This window comes from Nocardia fodinahabitans (assembly GCF_052983615.1).
Genome location: NZ_JBRJJC010000001.1, coordinates 3326376 through 3345622, shown reverse-complemented (window position 1 = coordinate 3345622; position 19247 = coordinate 3326376). Strand labels below are relative to the sequence as shown.

Genomic DNA, 19247 nt, shown 5'->3' with positions numbered 1-19247 from the left:
GCTGCACCGGCTACACGTCCAGGAAGCGGACGTCCTTGGCATTGCGGGTGATGAAGCTGCGACGTGCCTCCACGTCTTCGCCCATGAGCACGGAGAACAGCTCGTCGGCCGCGGCCGCGTCGTCGAGCGTCACCTGACGAAGCACTCGCACCGACGGATCCATGGTGGTTTCCCACAGCTCCTTGGCGTTCATCTCGCCCAGACCCTTGTAGCGCTGGACGCCGTCGTCCTTGTTGATCTTCTTGCCCGCGGCCAGACCGGCCTCGAGCAGTGCGTCGCGCTCGCGGTCGGAGTAGGCGAACTCCGGTTCCGTGCGCATCCACTTGAGCTTGTACAGCGGCGGCTGGGCCAGGAACACGTGACCGTGCTCGACCAGCGGGCGCATGAACCGGAACAGCAGGGTGAGCAGCAGGGTCGCGATGTGCTGGCCGTCGACGTCGGCGTCGGCCATCAGGATGATCTTGTTGTAGCGCAGCTTCGCGATGTCGAACTCATCGTGGATGCCGGTGCCGAACGCGGTGATGATCGACTGGACCTCGTTGTTCTTGAGGACGCGGTCGATGCGGGCCTTCTCGACGTTGATGATCTTGCCGCGCAGCGGCAGGATCGCCTGGTACATCGAGTCGCGGCCGGACTTGGCCGAGCCGCCGGCGGAGTCACCCTCGACGATGTAGATCTCGCACTTGCTCGGATCCTTGGAGCGGCAGTCGGCCAGCTTGCCGGGCAGACCGCCCAGGTCGGTGGCCGACTTGCGGCGCACCAGCTCACGCGCCTTGCGCGCGGCCACGCGGGCCTGCGCCGAGGACACCGCCTTCTGCACGATGGTCTTCGCGTCGGCCGGGTTGGCCTCGAACCAGTGCGTCAGGTGTTCGTTGCAGGCACGCTGCACGAACGACTTGACCTCGGTGTTGCCCAGCTTGGTCTTGGTCTGGCCCTCGAACTGCGGCTCGCCGACCTTGACGCTCACGATGGCGGCCAGGCCCTCGCGGATGTCGTCACCGGTGAGGTTGCCGTCCTTCTCCTTGAGGAGCTTCTTCTCCTTGGCGTACTTGTTGACCACCGTGGTGAGCGCCGCGCGGAAGCCCTCTTCGTGGGTGCCGCCCTCATGGGTGTTGATCGTGTTGGCGAAGGTGTGGACCGACTCGGAGTAGCCCGAGTTCCACTGCATCGCGACCTCGAGCTCGTGGCCGGTGCCCTTGCCGGTGAAGCCGACCACCGAGTTGTGGATGGCCTGCTTGGTGCGGTTGATGTGGCGGACGAAGTCCACCAGGCCGCCCGGGTAGTGGTAGGTGCGGGTCTTGACCTTGTGCTCGACCGGCTTCTCGACGCCTTCCTCGGCGTGCTTGGGCGCCTCGGCGGTATCGCTGACGACCTCGTCGATGACGTCGGAATCGCTGACGCGCTGGTCGGTCAGGGTGATGGTCAGGCCCTTGTTGAGGAAGGCCATCTCCTGCAGGCGGCGCGCGACCGTCTCGAAGTTGTAGGTGGTGGTTTCGAAGATCTCCGGGTCGGCCCAGAAGCGGATCGTCGTACCGGTGCGCTTGGTCGGCTCGCCCTGGATCAGCTTGCCCGGCTTGGCGTCCTTGTAGGTCTGGGCCCAGTGGTAGCCGTCGGTATCGATCTCGGCTTCCAGCTTGCTCGACAGGGCGTTGACCACCGAGATGCCGACACCGTGCAGACCGCCGGAGACGGCGTAGGAGTCGGAGTCGAACTTGCCGCCGGCGTGTAGCTGCGTCATGACGACCTCGACGGTCGGAATGCCCTGCGCGTGCATGGCGGTGGGGATACCGCGGCCGTCGTCGATGACCTCGACACCGCCGTCCTCCAGCAGCGTCACGTCGACCCGCGTCGCGTAGCCGGCCATCGCCTCGTCGACCGAGTTGTCCACAACCTCCCAGATGAGGTGGTGGAGGCCGCGTTCACCGGTGGAACCGATGTACATGCCAGGGCGCTTGCGCACCGCTTCGAGGCCCTCGAGGACTGTGATGGAAGAGGCACCGTAGCCCTGCTTGTTGCCCGATGCGTTGGAGTCGTTGGCAGCCACTTGTCGGTAGCTCTCCTTACTTGCTGATCCCTGTCGCAGCGATCGGGCAGCACGCGGACTGCACAGCACGCGTCGAGGGTTCGCCGCTGGTTACGTCACCATCCTACTGGTAAGCCCAACTTACAGTGCACCTACGACACCCCTGACGCCGCCGTGAATGCAAGAAATCGGTCTACGGTGACAAGATTCCGCCTTCCGGAGATTTCCGCCCGGCAGAACTGGCGTGAGACTTGCGTTCGGTGGTTCCACGTGAAACGCGGTCACCCGCCCTCCCGGACGCCCCGAGTTATCCACAGGTTTTGTCCACATGTACAAAACTCCGGGGCCGAGAGCGCCGCGGTCACAAGGCAACTCGCCCCGGCCACCGCCCGGCTATCCGTAGGTGTCGCGCGGTCCGCGGCCTTTGATGTGTCGTTCGCCCTTGCGCCAGCTCGGCGCGGCGGGTCCGGTGATCCGCAGCGAGGTGACCACGCCCTGACCGACCGCGGCGTTGATCTTGGCCAGGATCTGGCCCTGCAGCATGCGCAGCTGGGTGGCCCACGCGGTGGACTCGGCGGCGATCTTGAGCACGCCGCCCTCCAGGGTCACCGGGGTGGCGTGCGAGGCGATGTCCTCGCCGACCACGCTGGTCCAGCGACCGAACACCATGCCCTCGGCCACCTTGCCCGACCAGCCACGACTCTTCGCGATCGAGCCGGTCAGGGCCGACAACAGCTGGGGATCACGCGGGTCGGGACCGGCGCCGGACCAGCCGGTGCGCCTGCGGCCGCCCGCGCGCAGCTTGCGGACCGGGGACGCCCGGCCCTGGCCGACCGACTTACCGCTGGCCTTGGCCGCCGCCCTGGCCTCCTCCAGTGCGCGCCGGGCCAGGTCGATCCCGCGCAGCTCCGGTTCGGGCTCTTCGCTCACCTCGGTTCCCTTCCGGTGTCGATGCTGGCCGAGTGCGGACTGAGTCTACGCCGGAGCGCCGACAGCACCGTCCAGGCCGATCCGGCATATGTCCAGCATGTTGCCGGTTTTCCACAGGCCGCTGTTGATAACTATCGCTATCTGTGCATATCTTCGGATTGTTCGGCCACCTCGGTGACGATCCGCGAGGTGCGCCGGTCGGCTTCGCCGGTGGTTTGCACCCGCAGCGGTTCGGCGGCCAGCTCGGACGGCACGTCCTCGGCCACCGCGGCGGTGATGAGCACCTGCTCCGCGCCGGCGGCCACCTCGGCCAGCGCGGTACGCCTGCGCCGATCCAGTTCCGCGAACACATCGTCGAGCAGCAGCACCGGCTCGGTCCCGGCGCTGCGCAGCAGTTCGAACGAGGCCAGCCGCAGGGCCAGCGCGAACGACCAGGATTCGCCGTGACTGGCGAATCCCTTGGCCGGCGCGCTGCCGAGGAGCAGGTCGAGGTCGTCACGATGCGGGCCGACCAGGCACACGCCGCGCTCGAGTTCACGGCTCCTGGCGGCGGCCAGCTCACGCAACACGATCTCGTGCAATTGCGCCACATCGTCGGCCGCGGGCTCCCTGGCCGGGTCGAGCAATTCCGGCGGCAGGTAACCCGAGCGGTAAGCGATTGCCGCGGGCCGTGATTCGGGCGCGATCGACCGATAGGCCTGTGCCAGATACGGATACAGGTCGTGGACCAGGCGCAATCGCTGGGCCAGCAGCACCGAGGCGTGCTCGGCCAGATGCCCGTCCCACACATCGAGGGTGCTCAGGTCGGCGCGGGAACGCACATGGCGCCCAGCGGTTTTCAACAGGGCCGAGCGCTGGCGCAGCACCTTGTCGTAGTCGGCGCGCACCCCGGCCAGCCTGGGCAGGCGGGCTGTGCACAACTCGTCGAGGAACCGACGGCGCTCCCCCGGATCGCCGCGCACCAGCGACAGATCCTCCGGCGCGAACAGCACGGTCTGCAGAATGCCGAGGATCTCCCTGGACCGGCGCACCGGGGACCGATTGATCTGGGCCCGGTTGGCACTGCCTTGCTTGAGCTCCACGTCGACGCGCAGTTCGCGGCCCGCGTTGACCACGGTCGCCCCGATCCTGGCCTGCGTCGCCCCCATCCGGATCAGCGGCGCGTCGGCGGAGACCCGATGCGAACCCAGCGTCGCCAGATAGCCGATCGCCTCGAGCAGGTTGGTCTTGCCGTTGCCGTTCGCCCCCAACAGCACCGTGCGCCCTGGGGACAACTCGAGCTCGGCGTGTTCCCACGACCGGAAATCACGGACCGACAGCGCACGAATGAACATGCCAGGTTACGCGGGCGGGCCGGCTCAGCCGGGCAGCCGGACCGGCATCAGCAGGTAGATGTACTGGCTCTCCAGCGCCGCGAACGCGCCGGACTCGACCACCTTGGGCTCCTCGTCGGAGGCGGGCAGCAGCACGGCCGGACGGCTGGGGGTGGTGAACCCGAAGGTGACCCGCTCCGCGTGCAGCGCCGACAGGCCTTCGGTCAGGTAACCGGGGTTGAAGGCGATGGTCAGCGGCTCACCGCGGAAGTCGGCCTCCAGCCATTCCTCGGCGCGGCCCGCGTCGTCCCCACCCGCCGACAGCAGCACGCCGTCGGTGGAGAACTCCAGACGCACCTGGGCCCCGCGCTCGGCCACCAGGGCGACACGCTTGATCGCCTCGGACAGCGCAGCGACAGGCAGCGTGGCGATGGAGGTGTGCTCCTTGGGGAGCAGCTGGCGGAACTTGGGGAATTCCGCGTCGAGCAGACGGGTGGTGGTGCGCCTGCCCGCGTTGACGATGCCGAGCAGGCCATCGGCCCCGCCACCGCTGCCCAGCGAGAGCTGCACGGGCGCGTCGGTGGCGCCGAGGGTCTTGGCGGCTTCGGACAGCGTGCGCGCCGGGATGAGCACGGCGGTCTCGATGTCGGAGCGGGTGGGCTGCCACTGCAGATGACGCACGGCCAGGCGGAAGCGGTCGGTGGCGGCGAGCACCACGTCGTTGCCCTCGATCTCGACCCGGATGCCGGTGAGCATGGGGAGTGTGTCGTCACGGCCGGCGGCGACGGCGACCTGGCCGACCGCCTCGGCGAACACATCCACACCGAGCTCACCGGTCTGCTGCGGCACCTCGGGCAGCTGGGGATAGTCCTCGACCGGCATGGTCGGCAGGGAGAACTTGGCGCTACCGCAGGCGATGAGCACGCGGGTGCCGTCGACGGAGACGTCGACCGGCTTGTTGGACAGGGCCTTGGTGATGTCGGCGAGCAGACGGCCCGAGACCAGCACCTGGCCGGGACCGGCGACCTCGGCGGCCACCCGCATCTGCGCGGAGACCTCGTAGTCGAAGCCGGAGACCGTCAGTCCGTTCTCGTCGGCTACCAGCAGCACACCACCGAGAACAGGCACCGGAGGACGGGAGGGCAGGCTGCGCGCCACCCAGGCCACCGACTCGGCGAAATCCTCTCGGGCGACCCGAAACTTCATGCTCGCAAGCTCCATCGCCCGATTTGTCCTCTCCGAGTTTCGAATCCGTGTGCGGGGTGTTCAGCGGAGTTGAGGTGCTGCGTCGGCCGCGCACTGAGTCTCGCACAACAAGCCGACAACCAAACGGTACCCGGGCATCGCGGGAAGTCCGCATCGACCCTCCCAGCCGATCGAGCCCTCCCTACCCGTCCCCTCCCCTCCTTGCCGCTTGTGAGTGGAGCACCGACCGAGCTGAGCCTGTCCGACCGACTTTCCACACACCTTGTTTTGAAGAGATCTCTTCAAGAAATAGAACTGAAGTAGTAGTAGGCACTGTGGAATCTGTGGACTTCAACCGAATCCGCAGGTCAGAGGGCAAGTCGGGATGGGGATGGCCGTGGGGTGGCTCGAGGATGAACCGGGGGTGGCTGTGGACGCCCGAAGTTGTCCCAATTCCATCCTCGAGTAGTCCTCGAGTTGTTCCACCGGATTCACCCTGTTGTTCACACGCGGGGGCAGGGTGGTGGCAACCCGGTGGATTCCTCGAGGACTCCACACGGATTCCTCGAGGAATCCACAGGGCCGATCCGCCGTCGTCGCAGGTCGGGATGACCGTGGGGGTGTGAGTGGATCGGGCTGTGGACGATGTGGACAACTCCCTGTGAGCGAACACTCCCAGATCGCTCCCCAGGCCCTGTGCGCCGATCGGTGCACAACCGGTGGATTCCTCGAGGACTCCACAGGGATTCCTCGAGGAATCCACAGGGCAAAAAAGAACACCGCCCCAGGTCAGGGCGGTGTTCGAGGGTGTGGATGAAATCAGCGCGAGCGCTGTTTGATTCGGGCTGTGAGTTCTTGCACCTGGTCGTAGACGCGGCGGCGCTCGGTCATCTCCTTGCGCACTTTCTTCTCCGCGTACATCACCGTCGTGTGGTCGCGGCCGAACGCCTGACCGATCTTGGGCAGCGACAGATCGGTGAGCTCGCGGCACAGGTACATCGCGATCTGGCGGGCCTGCGCGAGCGGCCGGGCCTTGCCAGGCCCGGTCAGTTCCTCGAGCGTCGTGTTGAAGTACTCGGCGGTGACGGCCATGATCGTCGCCGCGTTGATCTCCAGGGCCGCGGTGTCGGGCATGAGATCGCGCAGCACGACCTCGGCCAGCGAGAGATCCAGCGGCTGGCCGTTGAGCGAAGCGAACGCCGTCACCCGGATCAGGGCGCCCTCGAGCTCGCGGATATTGCGCTCCACCCGGCTGGCGATCAGCTCGAGCACGTCGTGCGGCACATCGAGCCGGTCCATCCGCGCCTTCTTGCGCAGGATCGCGATGCGGGTCTCGAGTTCGGGCGGCTGCACGTCGGTGATCAGGCCCCACTCGAAGCGGGTCCGCAGCCGCTCCTCCAGCGTCGCCAGCTGCTTGGGCGGGCGGTCGGAGGAGACGACGATCTGCTTGTTCGCGTTGTGCAGGGTGTTGAAGGTGTGGAAGAACTCCTCCTGGATGCCTTCCTTGCCCTCGATGAACTGGATGTCGTCGACCAGCAGGATGTCGGTCTCGCGGTAGCGGCGCTTGAACGCGACCTTGCGGTCGTCGCGCAGGCTGTTGATGAAGTCGTTGGTGAACTCCTCGGTGGAGACGTACTTCACCCGCATGCCGGGGAACAGCCGCTGCGCGTAGTGCCCGGCCGCGTGCAGCAGGTGCGTCTTGCCCAGACCCGAGGCACCCCAGACGAACAGCGGGTTGTAGGCCCGGGCCGGCGCTTCCGCGATGGCGACCGCGGCCGCGTGCGCGAACCGGTTGGACGCGCCGATGACGAATGTCTCGAACGTGTACTTGGCGTTCAGGCTCGCCGAGGACGACGCCTGCGGCGGAGCCTCGGGCGACTTGTTGAAGTAGGTCGGCCAGTTGTTGCGGGCGTCGACCACCGGCTCGTCGTCGGCGGGCTCGGCACCGGGCGTGCCCGGCCGCAGCGGTTCCGGCGCGGCCTCGACGGGGGCTTCCTCGGCCCGCGCAGCGAGCGGCTCCTCCTGCTGCGGACCCCGGCCCCGGCTCGGCGCGCGCTGCGGCGGCGGGTCGGGCGTGAACAGCGACTCCTGGCCGGGCGGGATGTGCTCACGCCGGGGCGAACCGGACTGTTCGCGCCGGGCGGGCGGGGCGGCGTCGGCCGGACGCTGATCCGGGCGCGCGCCGCGGAACTCCCCACGACCACCGAACTCGCCGTTGGCGAAGTCGGGGACCGGGTAGACCGCGGTCGGTTCGAAGTCGGCGCCGGGGAACTCGGTGCGCTCGGGCTGGAACTCCGGTGCCTGGCCGTATTCCGGCGCGGGCGCGTACTCCGGCTGCTGCTGGTACTCCGGCTGCGCCGGGTATTCCGGTTCGGGCTGCCGGTACTCGGGCTCGGCCTGGTACTCACGGTGACCGGTGTAGTCGGACCGCTCGCCGTACTCGCCCGGCTGCGCGGGGTACTCGCGGCCGCCGTAGCTGTTGCCGTAGTCACCGGTGGGCGGATACTCCTGCCCGCCCTGGAAATCGTTGCCGTACTCGCCGTTGCCCGCGGGGTACTCGCCCGCGCCGTAGCGGGGACGGCCGTACTCGCTACGCGCGGCATAGTCGGGAACACTGAAATCGGGACCGGGATAGCCGGTCGGCGGGCGCACCTGCTCGCGCGGGCGCTCCGGCCGGCTCGTCATCCTGGCGTGCCGGGGCGAACTGCCTGCCCGCTCCCCCGCGGCCGGGCTCGGCGCGGCGATGCGAACACCCAGTCCTTCCACCTGCGGACCCAGCCGGCGACCCAGCGATCGCAGGATCGGCTCGCGCAGATCACGCTCGATCGCCTCCTGCGCCAGCGAGGACGGAACCGACAGCAACGCGAAGCCCTGGGCGACGGTGAGCGGTTTGACCAGTTTCAGCCAGGCCTGCTGCGCACGGCTGACCGCGGGGATGGCGCCGTCGGCCGAGCCGGTGGTGAGCTCGGCAACCACCTCAGGCCATACGGTAGCCAGCACATTCTGCTCGTCGTCCATGCAGCGTCCTCCCCGGACCGGTTTGTTGGGGCCCACGGCCGGGCGCACGCAGGTAACCACCTGTGAACAGGTGGAATCCAGTGATCCTGCGTACAACCGAAGCCGGTTCGAACGCCGTGCGGTCCCAGAATCCGGACTGCGGCGCGGGCACCGTCGGCCCTACGAATATGCCACTCCGGCCGTCTTTCCACACAATTATCCACAGATGTGGACAAACCTGGGGATAGAGGGAATCTGCCAGCGTGTGGCAGTGAATGGGGCTGGACCTGCGGTTCTTCAGCAATCCCCCGGCTACAGAGGTTAGCCGTCGCTGCCGCAGAAGGCCAGAGGTGTGGACGAACTCACGAAAAGTCTCCCGATGCGTGAGTGCGTCCCGGGCGTGTCGTGCCAGGTCGGCCCAGCTCGGGGCGACGCGCCAAGGTCCGGTAATCTGGACACCGTGCCTCGCGCACGTGCCCTGGGGGCCGAGTTTGACCCTGCGTAGCGGTATCAGTACCCTCGTACAGTCACCCCTTGGCGCGGTGGCGGCTGTGTGCTGCACGTCGATCGCCAAGGCTTTCTGCGTGTAGACCGCGGTCCGCTGCGCAGACATCCGAATCATTGAACAGACTTCGGGCGCCGAATGGTGCCCACCAACTCGAGGAGTGTTGACCGTGGCCAAGGGCAAGCGGACGTTCCAGCCGAACAACCGTCGTCGGGCGCGCGTGCACGGCTTCCGCCTCCGGATGCGCACCCGTGCGGGTCGCGCCATCGTTTCGGCGCGTCGCCGTAAGGGCCGTGCCGAACTGACTGCCTGATCGCGCGTAGTCGGACAGCTCGGGTGTTGCCTGAGCCGTATCGGTTGCACCACCGTGCCGAATTCTCCCGCACGGTGCGCCGCGGTCAGCGAATCGGGAGGCGAGATCTCGTCGTACACGCGTTCACGCACACGTACGACGATGTCGCCGACGTCGATTCCCTGATCCGGGTAGGCGGTCCGCGGTTCGGGCTGATTGTGAGCAAGGCGGTGGGTAACGCGGTGGTTCGCCACCGGGTGGCCCGCCGCCTGCGTCATATGTGCGGCCAGATCGTCGACGAACTGCCGGCCGGTACCGATGTCGTGATCCGGGCACTGCCCGGTGCGGCCACCGCCGACTCCGCCGAGTTGCTGCGCCAGCTGCGCACCGGACTACGCAAGCTCGGTTTGCGTAGTACACCGGAGCCCGCGCTCGGTCGCACCCCGGCCGGTGAGCGGCGATGAGGAGCATCACCCGGCTACCGGCGCAGGCGCTGATCTTCCTGATCGAGCTGTACCGGACCTATGTCTCCCCCACCCGGATGCCGATCTGCCGGTTCACTCCCACCTGCAGTGAATACGCGGTGACCGCCCTGCGCACGCGCGGGCTGTTCGTCGGATCGGCACTGACGGTCGTGCGCCTCGCGAAATGCGCGCCCTGGCACCCTGGAGGGTGGGATCCCGTGCCAGAGCGCGGGTCGAATGCCTGCACAAAGTCATCGCCCGCGCTGATCGGCGATACGAACGACGGGAGTACCTAGAGCCGTGCTCGACATCATCTATTGGCCGGTATCCGCGATTCTGTGGTTCTGGCACAAAGCCTTCGGCTTCGTGTTCGGAGCGGACAGTGGGCTCGCCTGGAGCCTCGCCATCGTCTTCCTGGTCTTCACGCTGCGGCTCGTGCTGTACAAGCCGTTCGTGAAGCAGGTGCGCACCACCAAGCAGATGCAGGAACTGCAGCCCCAGATCAAGGAGCTGCAGAAGAAGTACAAGAACGACCGCGAGACCATGGCGCGGGAGATGCAGAAGCTGCAGAAGGAACACGGCTTCAACCCGCTGATGGGCTGTCTGCCGGTCCTCGTGCAGGTGCCGGTCTTCCTCGGTCTCTTCCACGTACTGCGCTCGTTCAACCGCACCGGCCACGGCTTCGGTCAGCTGGGCATGTCCGCGTACGACAACGCGCACACCCCGAACTACATCTTCAGCGCGGCCGATGTCCAGTCGTTCCTGAGCGCCCGCATCTTCGGTGCACCGATCGCGTCCTTCATCACCATGCCGCAGAGCGAGCTGGAAGCGTTCGCCGAGTGGGGTGGCACGCCGACCAAGCTGAGCATCGCCCTCGTCGCGATCCCGCTCATGGTGATCGCCGGTCTGGCGACGCACTTCAACGCGCGTGCCTCCGTCCAGCGCCAGACGCCGGAAGCCGCCGCCAACCCGCAGGCCGCGATCATGAACAAGCTGTCGCTGTGGGTGTTCCCGCTCGGCGTGCTCGTCGGTGGCCCCTTCCTGATGATCGGCATCCTGATCTACTGGGTGGCCAACAACATCTGGACCTACGGTCAGCAGCACCTGGTGTTCGGCCGCATGGAGAAGGAAGAGGAAGAGAAGAAGGCGAAGAAGCTGGAGCAGCGTGCGCAGAACGCGCCCAAGCCCGGCGTCAAGCCGGTCGACGTCCGCAAGAAACAGGACGCCCCGGCCGAGGACACCGCCGCGACCAACGGCACCGCCGCGACCAACGGCACCTCCAAGCAGGCCGCCAAGCAGGGTGGCGGCCAGCGCAGGCCGGGCGGCCAGAAGCGGCCGGGTAACCGAGGCCGCGCGAACCAGAAGCGTAAGCGCTGAGTGGCGATCAGATAGAGGAATCCAATGACTGTTGAGACCGAGACCGACGGAGGGGACGCCACTGTGGCGACGACTGTTGACGTCGTGAACGACGCCGAAGAAGCGTTGATCGAAGAGGGCGAGATCGCGGGCGACTACCTCGAGCAGCTGCTGGACGTGCTCGACTTCGACGGCGACATCGACCTCGATGTCGAGGGTGACCGCGCCATCGTGAGCATCGATGGCGGCCGCGATCTGACCAAGCTTGTCGGACGCAACGGCGAAGTTCTCGACGCGCTGCAGGAGCTGACCCGCCTGGCCGTGCAGCAGGCGACCGGCGTCCGCAGCCGGCTGATGCTCGATGTGGCCGGCTGGCGCGCGCAGCGTCGCACCGATCTGAGCGAGCTCGGTGTCGCGGCGGCGAAGCGGGTGCTCGAGTCGGGCAAGCCCGAGGCGCTGTCGGCGATGACTCCGTTCGAGCGCAAGATCGTGCACGACGCCGTCGCCGATATCGACGGTGTGGCGAGCGAGAGTGAAGGTGTCGAGCCGAATCGGCATGTGGTGGTAGTGCCCGAGTAGGCTGATTCCGCCCGGCGTGACCGGCGGGCCCGTAGGCGGTAGCGAAGCGTAACCACGCGGGGCCCTCGGGAGTGCCGTCAGGGCCACTGCCCACGTTTGGTGTGATTAGGGCCTCCGGTCTCGGACCGGGGGCCTTATTCATGCCCAATTGCGATCGACCCCCACTCGGAAGGATGTTTCACGTGGAACTCGAACTGGGTGCGCTGTCCGCCGAGTTGGAACCGCCCGCCGCTGCCGCGCGGGTGTTCGGCGACCGCCTGGACCTCGCCCGCCGCTACTGCGCGGCGCTGGCCACCGCCGGCGTGGAGCGCGGCCTCATCGGCCCCCGCGAAGTCCCCCGCCTCTGGGAGCGGCACATCCTCAACTGCGCCGTGGTCGGTGAGCTGATCGACGAGGGCGCGTCCGTTGTCGACGTCGGCAGTGGCGCCGGACTCCCCGGCCTCCCGTTGGCCATCGCCCGGCCGGACCTCCGGATCACCCTCGTCGAGCCGCTGCTGCGGCGCACGGTGTTTCTGGGTGAGTTCATCGAAGAGGCCGGACTGAAGAATGTGACCGTGGTTCGTGGACGGGCCGAGCAGTCCGGTGTGATCAAGGAGGCCGGCGGCGCGGATGTCGTCACCTCCCGCGCGGTTGCTCCGCTCGCGAAGCTCGCGCACTGGTCCCTCCCCCTCCTCCGCGATCATGGCCGGATGCTCGCGCTCAAGGGAACGAGTGCCGCCGAGGAACTCGAGCGGGACGGCGCCGAACTGATCCGCGATGGTGCCACCGATCTCCGGGTGGTCGGGTGCGGTGCTGGGATCGTGGAGGTGCCGACTCTGGTGATCAGCGCCGAACTGCTCCCCCGGGCTGAGCGGCCGACGCGTCGGAGTGGGCGGAAGGTCGCTAGCGCGGAGAAGAAGTCGCGGAAGCGATAATTCATGTTTCGTAACGTGACGAAAGTAGCCGAGGGTAGTTGCCTACCGTAGAGCTGGGTCGAAATTTGATGGTCGCGCCGGAGTGTCGCAAACCGCCCTGCTGAACTGTTTCACGTGGAACGTGGACCTTCGAGCAATGCGATCACTGACGGTTGGCCTGAGTGATTGCCTTGTCGAACTTCCCCTGTCGGATCGCCTTCGTGATAGATCCGCCCTCTTGGCTCAATCTCGTCCAGGTGCGGTAGAGGTGTGCGTAGCTCGGCGCCATCAACTGCTTGGCACATCCCAGGGTGCGGAGCGCATCGCAGGGTGCGGAGTGGTTGGCAGGGTGCGGAGTGGATCACCTGCCCGGGATCGCCTGCTTCCTGGGTGGTGGTGTGCGTCGCATCGACGCGCTACCTGCTTGTGGCGTGAGCACGGCGACGCCTCGATCTGCGGGACCACGCCGTCCATGGTGCGTTGCGGCTCGCGGTCTGCGATCTCGAGCACCTCGGCCAGCCACGTCGTATACCGCTCCGGATTGCCTGCGAGGTCGGTCCTCGGCGCATTCGGGGCGATCCACGCCCAGGCGGCGATCCACGCCCAGGCGGCGACCCATGCCAGGCGGCGATCTCGGCCAGGTCGGGCTGCGGCGGCACGTCACCGGCACACGCTGATCCACACCATCCGGGAGTAGCGGGTGAGATCGGCCGACAGGAAGATCGCGGGACGGAGTCCGTCGATCGTGGGTGCTCGTGATGCGCGTCGGCGAAGTCGGGGACGGTGAGCTGGTCCCCGCCGCCCGGCGGTTGTCGGCATGGAGGTCGCCGTGGACGATCGTCGGGAGGCCGCACGGCTCGAGGTCGGCGATGCGGGACGGCAGCTGATCGGCGAAGCGATGGGCGACTGGCGGTTCCGCCGGGGCAACTGGCTCTCCGTTTTCCTATCGAGGAGCACCGCGGTGGTGGCGAGGTGGGTTCGAGGCGTGCGGTTCGGGAGGACGTCCGGGATCGGTCGGCGCTGAACGGTTTTCGCTCGCCGGTGGACGAGGCGGCCGATGAGTTCGGTCGGCAAGGTCCGGCATCGGGTTCCGGAGGTGGGTGGTGATCATCCTGCCCGGCCGCCGCGCAAGGACCCTCACCGTGAGGTCGGGGTTCGCGAGCCAGTCGATGGTGTTGGACTCGGTCTGACCGAACGCGGGCAGACCTCGAGTCCTTCCGCGCCATCAGTGGTTGGTATCGGAAGACCGTGCCGAAGTTTCCGGTGGCGCCGACGGATTCGCACGCCATGCCCGCGCCTCGCCGAGATCGCCCACGGAGGACGGAGTGGGTGTGGTTCGACCAGTGCGGCCGAGGGCCCGTCGCCGGTTCCGGTGTGGTGGTCGGACATTCGAGCGCCTCGACGTGATAGCTGACGATGCCACCGCCGGCCCCGTCGTCCCGGTCCGCTACGTCGAAAGGGGTCGTAGCACTGACAGGGTCCGCGGCACCGAACGGCGTCGCAACACCGAGGGCGTCGCAACACCACGGCGTCCCACCACCGAGGGCGTCCCAACACCACGGTGTCGCAACACCTAAGGCGTCACCGCGTTCGGCGCGGAGACCATCCCGGTGAGGCGGCGGCACACTGGAGAGGTGTCGTGTCATGGACCCGACTCGGGGTGGTGAAAGCCGGTGCCTCGCCGGGGATCCGTTCCGGGTAGGTGAAGACCGTGCGGACGGTTCGGACGGGCGTCGTCATGGGTCGGGTGTCGGGTCGGAAGGTCTGATCGTTCATCTCGTTCATCCGATTTCGGCGCCGCCACTCCCCTGTGTTTCCCGTGAAACATCGACCTGGAAACCGAATTGCGCGAACTTGGGTGTGTCCTTCCCGGCGTGCCGCGATTCAGCTTTCCTATCTGTCGTAGTGCTGGCAAGCTGTTCACAGTCGGGCGTGCGCGCCGGGAGCCACCGTGGCAGTGGCCGGACGCCGCCGATCTTGTTTGTGATGACACGGCGCCGACGCTCGGTCGGGAGAACGTGATCTGAAGTTTCTCGGGTTAGGAGCTGTCTATGTCGAGCGGTCCGGCGAATGTTTCACGGGAAACAGCGTCGCGGGTCCCGGGGATGCTGGATTCCAGCAACTTCGACGCGGAGACGTTCGGGAACACTCCTTTCGGGCACATCTCCCCGGCCGAGACCCCGATCGCGGCGGAAGCGCAACGCGCCAGCCAGATTCTGCATCCAGGAAAGGTCACTGTGCCGAAACCCCGCGAGCAACGGATCATCACCATCGCCAACCAGAAGGGCGGCGTGGGTAAAACCACGACGACGGTCAATCTCGCTGCGGCGCTAGCGCACCAGGGCATGACGGTTCTTGTCGTCGATCTCGATCCGCAGGGCAACGCGAGCACGGCGCTGGGCGTCGCGCATCACTCCGGTGTGCCGTCCAGCTACGAACTGCTGATCGGTGAAGTGACCGTCAAGGACGCGATCCAGCAGAGCCCGCACAGCGAGCGACTGCTGTGTGTGCCGGCCACGATCGACCTCGCCGGCGCCGAGATCGAGCTCGTCTCGATGGTCGCCCGGGAAGGTCGGCTGAAGGCCGCGATCCACGAAGCGGCGATGGCCGGGTACGACATCGATTACGTCCTCATCGACTGCCCGCCCTCCCTCGGCCTGCTCACTGTCAACGCGCTCGTGGCGGCCAAGGAGGTGCTGATCCCGATCCAGTGCGAGTACTACGCGCTGGAGGGCGTCGGTCAGCTGCTCCGCAATATCGGGCTGGTGCAGGCGCACCTCAATCCCGAACTCCACGTCTCGACGGTGCTGCTGACGATGTACGACGGCCGCACCAAACTGGCCGACCAGGTGGCCGAGGAAGTGCGTAACCACTTCGGCGATGTCGTCCTCAAGTCGATGATTCCGCGCAGCGTGAAGGTCTCGGAGGCGCCGGGCTACGGAATGACCGTGCTCGATTATGATCCAGGCTCCCGCGGTGCGATGAGCTACCTGGATGCGGGGCGCGAGCTCGCCGCCCGCGCCCAGCTCCGCCAGGACGCGTCGTAGTGGTGTGTTGGAACGAGGAAGGGATCGGTAGCCGATGAGTCAGGCGAAAAAGGGCGGTCTCGGGCGCGGGTTGGCCGCACTGATCCCGACGGGTCCGGCGGCGACGGCGCCGGGCCTCAGCAGTGCCGCGGCGAGCGTGATCGGGATCAACCCGATCGGCCCGCAGCCGGCCGAGGCGTTCCTGCATCGCGTCCCGGATGCCGAACCCGAACCGGAGGAAGACCTCGTCTCCCCCGGCGGCGCGGTCTACCGCGAGGTGCCCGCCGAGCAGATCGAACCCAACCCCAAGCAGCCGCGTCAGGTCTTCGAGGAGGAGGCGCTGGCGGAGCTGGTGCACTCGATCCGCGAGTTCGGGCTGATGCAGCCGATCGTGGTGCGCCGGGTCGAACCGGGCGTCGACAAGTTCCAGTTGGTCATGGGCGAGCGCCGGTGGCGCGCGTGCCAGGAAGCCGGACTGACGACGATCCCAGCGATCATCCGCGACACCGCCGACGGCTCGATGCTGCGCGACGCACTGCTGGAGAACATCCACCGCGTGCAGCTGAACCCGCTCGAAGAGGCGGCCGCCTATCAGCAGCTGCTCGAGGAATTCGATGTCACCCACGAGGAATTGGCCTCGCGAATCGGTCGTTCGCGACCGGTGGTGACGAATATGATCCGATTGCTGAAGCTGCCGATCCCCGTGCAGCGTCGGGTGGCCGCCGGGGTGCTCTCGGCCGGACACGCCAGGGCGCTGCTCGGTTTGGATGCCGGAGCCGACGCGCAGGAAGTGTTGGCGGCGCGGATCGTCGCCGAGGGGTTGTCGGTTCGGGCCACCGAGGAAGCGGTGACGCTGGCGAACCGCAATCCAGCGGAGGTCGCTCCCCCGGCGCCGAAGCGTAAGCCGATCCACATGCCGGGTCTGCAAGAAGTGGCCGAACGGCTGTCGGGCTCCTACGACACCCGGGTCACGGTCAGCCTCGGAAAGCGTAAAGGCAAGATCGTTGTCGAGTTCGGTTCCGTCGAAGACCTCGAGCGCATTGTGGCGCTGATGGAGCAATCCGGCCCTGAAACGTCACTGTGACGGGGCACTCCCAGTCTTTCTACATAATTGAAAGAGGCGGCATTACTGTGGATAGTGATGTGGCGTGAGCGTGGATGAATCGGACAGCTGGAGGCTGAGCAGAGCGGTGTCGACCAGCGTCACGGCATTGACCCTCGATCGACTCGATCAGCTCCCGGCGCACACCCGGCGGTGTGTGTTCTGGGAGCTCGATCCAGCCGTCGCTGCCGACTCACACGCTTTCAGCGATCCGGTCTTCGAGAAGGAAGCCTGGCTCTCGACCGTAATGCTCGAGTGGGGCTCGTGCGGTCAGCTGGCGCATGTCGACAACAACATCGCCGGCTGCGCGCTGTACTCGCCGCCGAGCGCCGTCCCCCGGTCGACCCTGTTCCCCACCTCCCCCGTGAGCCCGGACGCGGTCCTGCTGACCACGCTGCAGGCCGAATTCCCCTATGAGGAGGCCGATGTAGCCCATCGGCTGATTCAGGGCGTGGTGGCCGATCTGGTGCGTCGTGGTGTGCGCGCGATCGAGGCATTCGGCATTCGCAACGGTCCGTCGACCAGCTCGCTGGCCGACCGCGGCCTCGGTTCGTCCATGCGGCTGATGGAACGGATCGCGGCGCCGCTGCGCGATCCGGCGGCGGCGACCCAGTGCACCCCCGAAACCTGCATGATCGACGCCGATTTCCTGGCCGACGTCGGTTTCGAAGTGGTGGCCCCGCATCACCGCTTCCCCCGCCTGCGGCTGGAGCTCGACTCCGACCACGGCTGGAAGGAAGACGTGGAGCGCGCCCTCGATCAGCTCCTCGCGGCGGCCTCGATGGTGCCACCCACCCGCGTCGGCGTGCACTGAAATCAACAAGCGGCCCTGCCTGCGCGGGGCCGCTTGTGGTGTGCCGAGACCGCACTCCAGCTCAACCGCCGGTCGCCCGGCGAACTCTGTGCGCGCCTAGACCAAGCCAGAATTCTCGGGGAGGCGGTCCTGCGCGGCCAGCTCTTCGGCGAGCAGCTCGGCGAAGGTATAGGTGCCGGTGGGCTGGTCGTCCTGGCCGAGCAGGTACAGCCGCTTCACCGAGATGAGGATGGCTTCGGCGATCACGTCGCGCATGCGCGGGTTGGTGAGCACCGAGGCGTCGTATTCGTTGGTGAGGTAGCCGAGGTCCACCTGCACGGTCGGCATCTTGGTGAGCCGCAGCAGGTCCCAGGTGCGCTGGTGGGTCCGGCAGTCCTGCACCGAGGTGCGGGCGACGACCTCGCGCTGGATGAAGCCGGCCAGCACCTGGCCGATCATCGACACCGAGCCATGCGAGTTGCCGAAGTAGAAACCGGCGACGCCCTTCGCGGACGGGTTGTCACTCGTGGCGCAGCGCAGCGAGATCATCAGGTCGGCGTCGAAGGCATTGGAGGTCTCGGCGCGTTCGACATCGGTGGGGTTGGCGCCCCACGGCCGGGACAGGAACGTCTCCATGCCGGTGGCGGCCATCCGGCCCTCCAGCCGGGAGGCCAGATCCCACAGGATCTCCGACTCGAAGACGTCACCGAACTCGGTCGGCACCGCGAAACCCTTGTCGGCGCCGCCGAACCCGGGGTCGATGACGATGCGCTTGCCGGTGAGCTGCGGGCCCGCCCGGTGCACCACCTCTTCCTCGGCGATGCGATGCGGGTTGCCGCCGGTCACGCGCGCGCCGAGCAAGTCCAGCGAACGCAAGGTGTCGGGGCCGCAGATGCCGTCGGCGGACAGACCGATCTCGCGCTGGAACGCGCTGAGCCCCTCGTGGGTGTGTGGGCCGAAGTAGCCGTCGACCCGGTGCACGTAGAAGCCGAGGTCCTGCAGCTTGCGCTGCAGGGTCGCGACATCGTCACCGTAGAGCGGCGCGGACAGCTGGTAGATCAGTGTGCGGGCACCCAGGCGGTAGGAGGCTTCCTTCAGCGCGCGGTAGGTGGCCGGACCGACCACACCGTCGACGAGCAGACCGCGTTGCTGCTGGAACGCGCGCACCGCCGAGTCCAGCGGCCGGTCGAACTCCGCGTCGGTGTCCTTCCAGTAATCGCCGTGTTGGGGATGCAGGAAGCCCAGGCTTGCGAGGGTGCTCCGAACCTCTGCTACGGCTGGTCCTGAATCGCCGTGACGAAGTCGGTGCATGCGTAAGAGCCCTTTCCTTCGGCCGGAGCGTCGCCTCGATTGTCTCAGACCCGGGCCGTATTAAGGGAATCCCGGGTCCAGGCATCCTACGGCGCGTCGGCCGGTAGGAGGTGCTTTATCAGACCGCTGGTCAGATGAGACCGTCGAGTTCGCGCAGCAGTGCCGCCTTGCCCTTGGCGCCGACGATCTGCTTCACGGGCTTGCCGCCCTGGAACAGGATCATCGTCGGCAGGGACAGGATCTGGTAATCGCGCGCCGCACCGGGGTTGGCCTCGGTGTCGAGCTTGGCGATGGTCAGCTTGTCGGCATGGGTGCCCGCGATCTCCTCCAGCACGGGGGCGACCATCTTGCACGGACCGCACCAGTCGGCCCAGAAGTCGACCAGCACCGGCTTCTCACTGAGCAGGACGTCATCGGCGAAGGACTGGTCGGTGACGGTGATGGTGTTGGCGCTCTCGGCCATGGCTGTACTCCTTGC

16 protein-coding genes are annotated in these 19247 nt (G+C 67.2%); 9 read left to right on the top strand and 7 right to left on the bottom strand.

What is annotated here, in order from left to right; translation table 11 throughout:
• Positions 1-10: 10 nt before the first annotated feature.
• The 5 genes from gyrB to dnaA all read right to left on the bottom strand — a co-directional run bounded on the left by gyrB (position 11) and on the right by dnaA (position 8469).
• Positions 11-2044: a DNA topoisomerase (ATP-hydrolyzing) subunit B gene (gene gyrB, locus NV348_RS15640; protein WP_447147608.1), complete on the bottom strand. Its 2034-nt coding sequence runs from the start codon at positions 2042-2044 to the stop codon at positions 11-13.
• A 372-nt stretch (positions 2045-2416) separates the two neighbouring features.
• The gene (locus NV348_RS15635; protein ID WP_218722274.1) at positions 2417-2953 is read right to left on the bottom strand and encodes a DUF721 family protein; all 537 of its coding nucleotides are present in this window, start codon (positions 2951-2953) and stop codon (positions 2417-2419) included.
• Between the two features lie 137 nt (positions 2954-3090).
• A complete protein-coding gene (gene recF, locus NV348_RS15630; RefSeq protein ID WP_447147607.1) occupies positions 3091-4287 on the bottom strand; it encodes a DNA replication/repair protein RecF in 1197 nt (398 codons plus the stop codon).
• A gap of 24 nt (positions 4288-4311) precedes the next feature.
• Positions 4312-5487 carry a DNA polymerase III subunit beta gene (gene dnaN, locus NV348_RS15625; RefSeq protein WP_447147606.1) on the bottom strand — a complete coding sequence of 392 codons (1176 nt, stop codon included), beginning with the start codon at positions 5485-5487 and terminating at the stop codon, positions 4312-4314.
• Between the two features lie 783 nt (positions 5488-6270).
• Positions 6271-8469 (bottom strand): chromosomal replication initiator protein DnaA, encoded by a 2199-nt coding sequence (gene dnaA / locus NV348_RS15620; RefSeq protein ID WP_447147605.1) that lies wholly within the window; start codon positions 8467-8469, stop codon positions 6271-6273.
• Between the two features lie 653 nt (positions 8470-9122).
• On the opposite strand from dnaA, the gene rpmH reads away from it, so the two are divergent.
• The 9 genes from rpmH to NV348_RS15575 all read left to right on the top strand — a co-directional run bounded on the left by rpmH (position 9123) and on the right by NV348_RS15575 (position 17479).
• Positions 9123-9266 (top strand): 50S ribosomal protein L34, encoded by a 144-nt coding sequence (gene rpmH, locus NV348_RS15615; RefSeq protein ID WP_005516618.1) that lies wholly within the window; start codon positions 9123-9125, stop codon positions 9264-9266.
• Between the two features lie 23 nt (positions 9267-9289).
• Entirely contained in the window at positions 9290-9709 is a 420-nt protein-coding gene (gene rnpA, locus NV348_RS15610; protein ID WP_447147604.1) for a ribonuclease P protein component, read from the top strand.
• Positions 9706-10005, top strand: coding sequence for a membrane protein insertion efficiency factor YidD (gene yidD, locus NV348_RS15605; RefSeq protein WP_447147603.1), 300 nt, complete (start codon positions 9706-9708; stop codon positions 10003-10005). Before rnpA ends, yidD begins: the two co-directional genes overlap by 4 nt.
• A 4-nt stretch (positions 10006-10009) precedes the next feature.
• On the top strand, positions 10010-11086 hold the full coding sequence (gene yidC / locus NV348_RS15600) for a membrane protein insertase YidC (RefSeq protein WP_447147602.1): 1077 nt from the start codon (positions 10010-10012) through the stop codon (positions 11084-11086).
• 24 nt (positions 11087-11110) lie between these two features.
• On the top strand, positions 11111-11644 hold the full coding sequence (locus NV348_RS15595) for a Jag family protein (protein WP_447147601.1): 534 nt from the start codon (positions 11111-11113) through the stop codon (positions 11642-11644).
• 173 nt (positions 11645-11817) lie between these two features.
• The gene (gene rsmG, locus NV348_RS15590; protein WP_447147600.1) at positions 11818-12558 is read left to right on the top strand and encodes a 16S rRNA (guanine(527)-N(7))-methyltransferase RsmG; all 741 of its coding nucleotides are present in this window, start codon (positions 11818-11820) and stop codon (positions 12556-12558) included.
• A gap of 2084 nt (positions 12559-14642) precedes the next feature.
• Positions 14643-15584, top strand: a complete 942-nt coding sequence (locus NV348_RS15585; RefSeq protein WP_255588799.1) for a ParA family protein — start codon at positions 14643-14645, stop codon at positions 15582-15584.
• A gap of 34 nt (positions 15585-15618) precedes the next feature.
• On the top strand, positions 15619-16647 hold the full coding sequence (locus tag NV348_RS15580; RefSeq protein ID WP_447147599.1) for a ParB/RepB/Spo0J family partition protein: 1029 nt from the start codon (positions 15619-15621) through the stop codon (positions 16645-16647).
• Between the two features lie 106 nt (positions 16648-16753).
• Positions 16754-17479 carry a GNAT family N-acetyltransferase gene (locus NV348_RS15575; protein WP_447151055.1) on the top strand — a complete coding sequence of 242 codons (726 nt, stop codon included), beginning with the start codon at positions 16754-16756 and terminating at the stop codon, positions 17477-17479.
• 96 nt (positions 17480-17575) lie between these two features.
• Here the strand turns inward: NV348_RS15575 and NV348_RS15570 are convergent, their stop codons facing one another.
• Positions 17576-18769, bottom strand: a complete 1194-nt coding sequence (locus tag NV348_RS15570) for an N-acetylmuramoyl-L-alanine amidase (protein ID WP_447147598.1) — start codon at positions 18767-18769, stop codon at positions 17576-17578.
• Positions 18770-18899: 130 nt separating this feature from the next.
• Positions 18900-19232, bottom strand: a complete 333-nt coding sequence (gene trxA / locus NV348_RS15565; RefSeq protein WP_019050115.1) for a thioredoxin — start codon at positions 19230-19232, stop codon at positions 18900-18902.
• Positions 19233-19247 lie beyond the last annotated feature (15 nt).

Excerpts from the sequence above, each read along its gene's own strand:
- yidD (WP_447147603.1), top strand. The coding sequence starts at position 9,706 with ATGAGGAGCATCACCCGGCTACCGGCGCAGGCGCTGATCTTCCTGATC.
- recF (WP_447147607.1), bottom strand. The coding sequence starts at position 4,287 with ATGTTCATTCGTGCGCTGTCGGTCCGTGATTTCCGGTCGTGGGAACAC.
- dnaA (WP_447147605.1), bottom strand. The coding sequence starts at position 8,469 with ATGGACGACGAGCAGAATGTGCTGGCTACCGTATGGCCTGAGGTGGTT.
- NV348_RS15570 (WP_447147598.1), bottom strand. The coding sequence starts at position 18,769 with ATGCACCGACTTCGTCACGGCGATTCAGGACCAGCCGTAGCAGAGGTT.
- NV348_RS15585 (WP_255588799.1), top strand. The coding sequence starts at position 14,643 with ATGCTGGATTCCAGCAACTTCGACGCGGAGACGTTCGGGAACACTCCT.
- NV348_RS15580 (WP_447147599.1), top strand. The coding sequence starts at position 15,619 with ATGAGTCAGGCGAAAAAGGGCGGTCTCGGGCGCGGGTTGGCCGCACTG.
- NV348_RS15595 (WP_447147601.1), top strand. The coding sequence starts at position 11,111 with ATGACTGTTGAGACCGAGACCGACGGAGGGGACGCCACTGTGGCGACG.
- trxA (WP_019050115.1), bottom strand. The coding sequence starts at position 19,232 with ATGGCCGAGAGCGCCAACACCATCACCGTCACCGACCAGTCCTTCGCC.
- rsmG (WP_447147600.1), top strand. The coding sequence starts at position 11,818 with ATGTTTCACGTGGAACTCGAACTGGGTGCGCTGTCCGCCGAGTTGGAA.
- dnaN (WP_447147606.1), bottom strand. The coding sequence starts at position 5,487 with ATGGAGCTTGCGAGCATGAAGTTTCGGGTCGCCCGAGAGGATTTCGCC.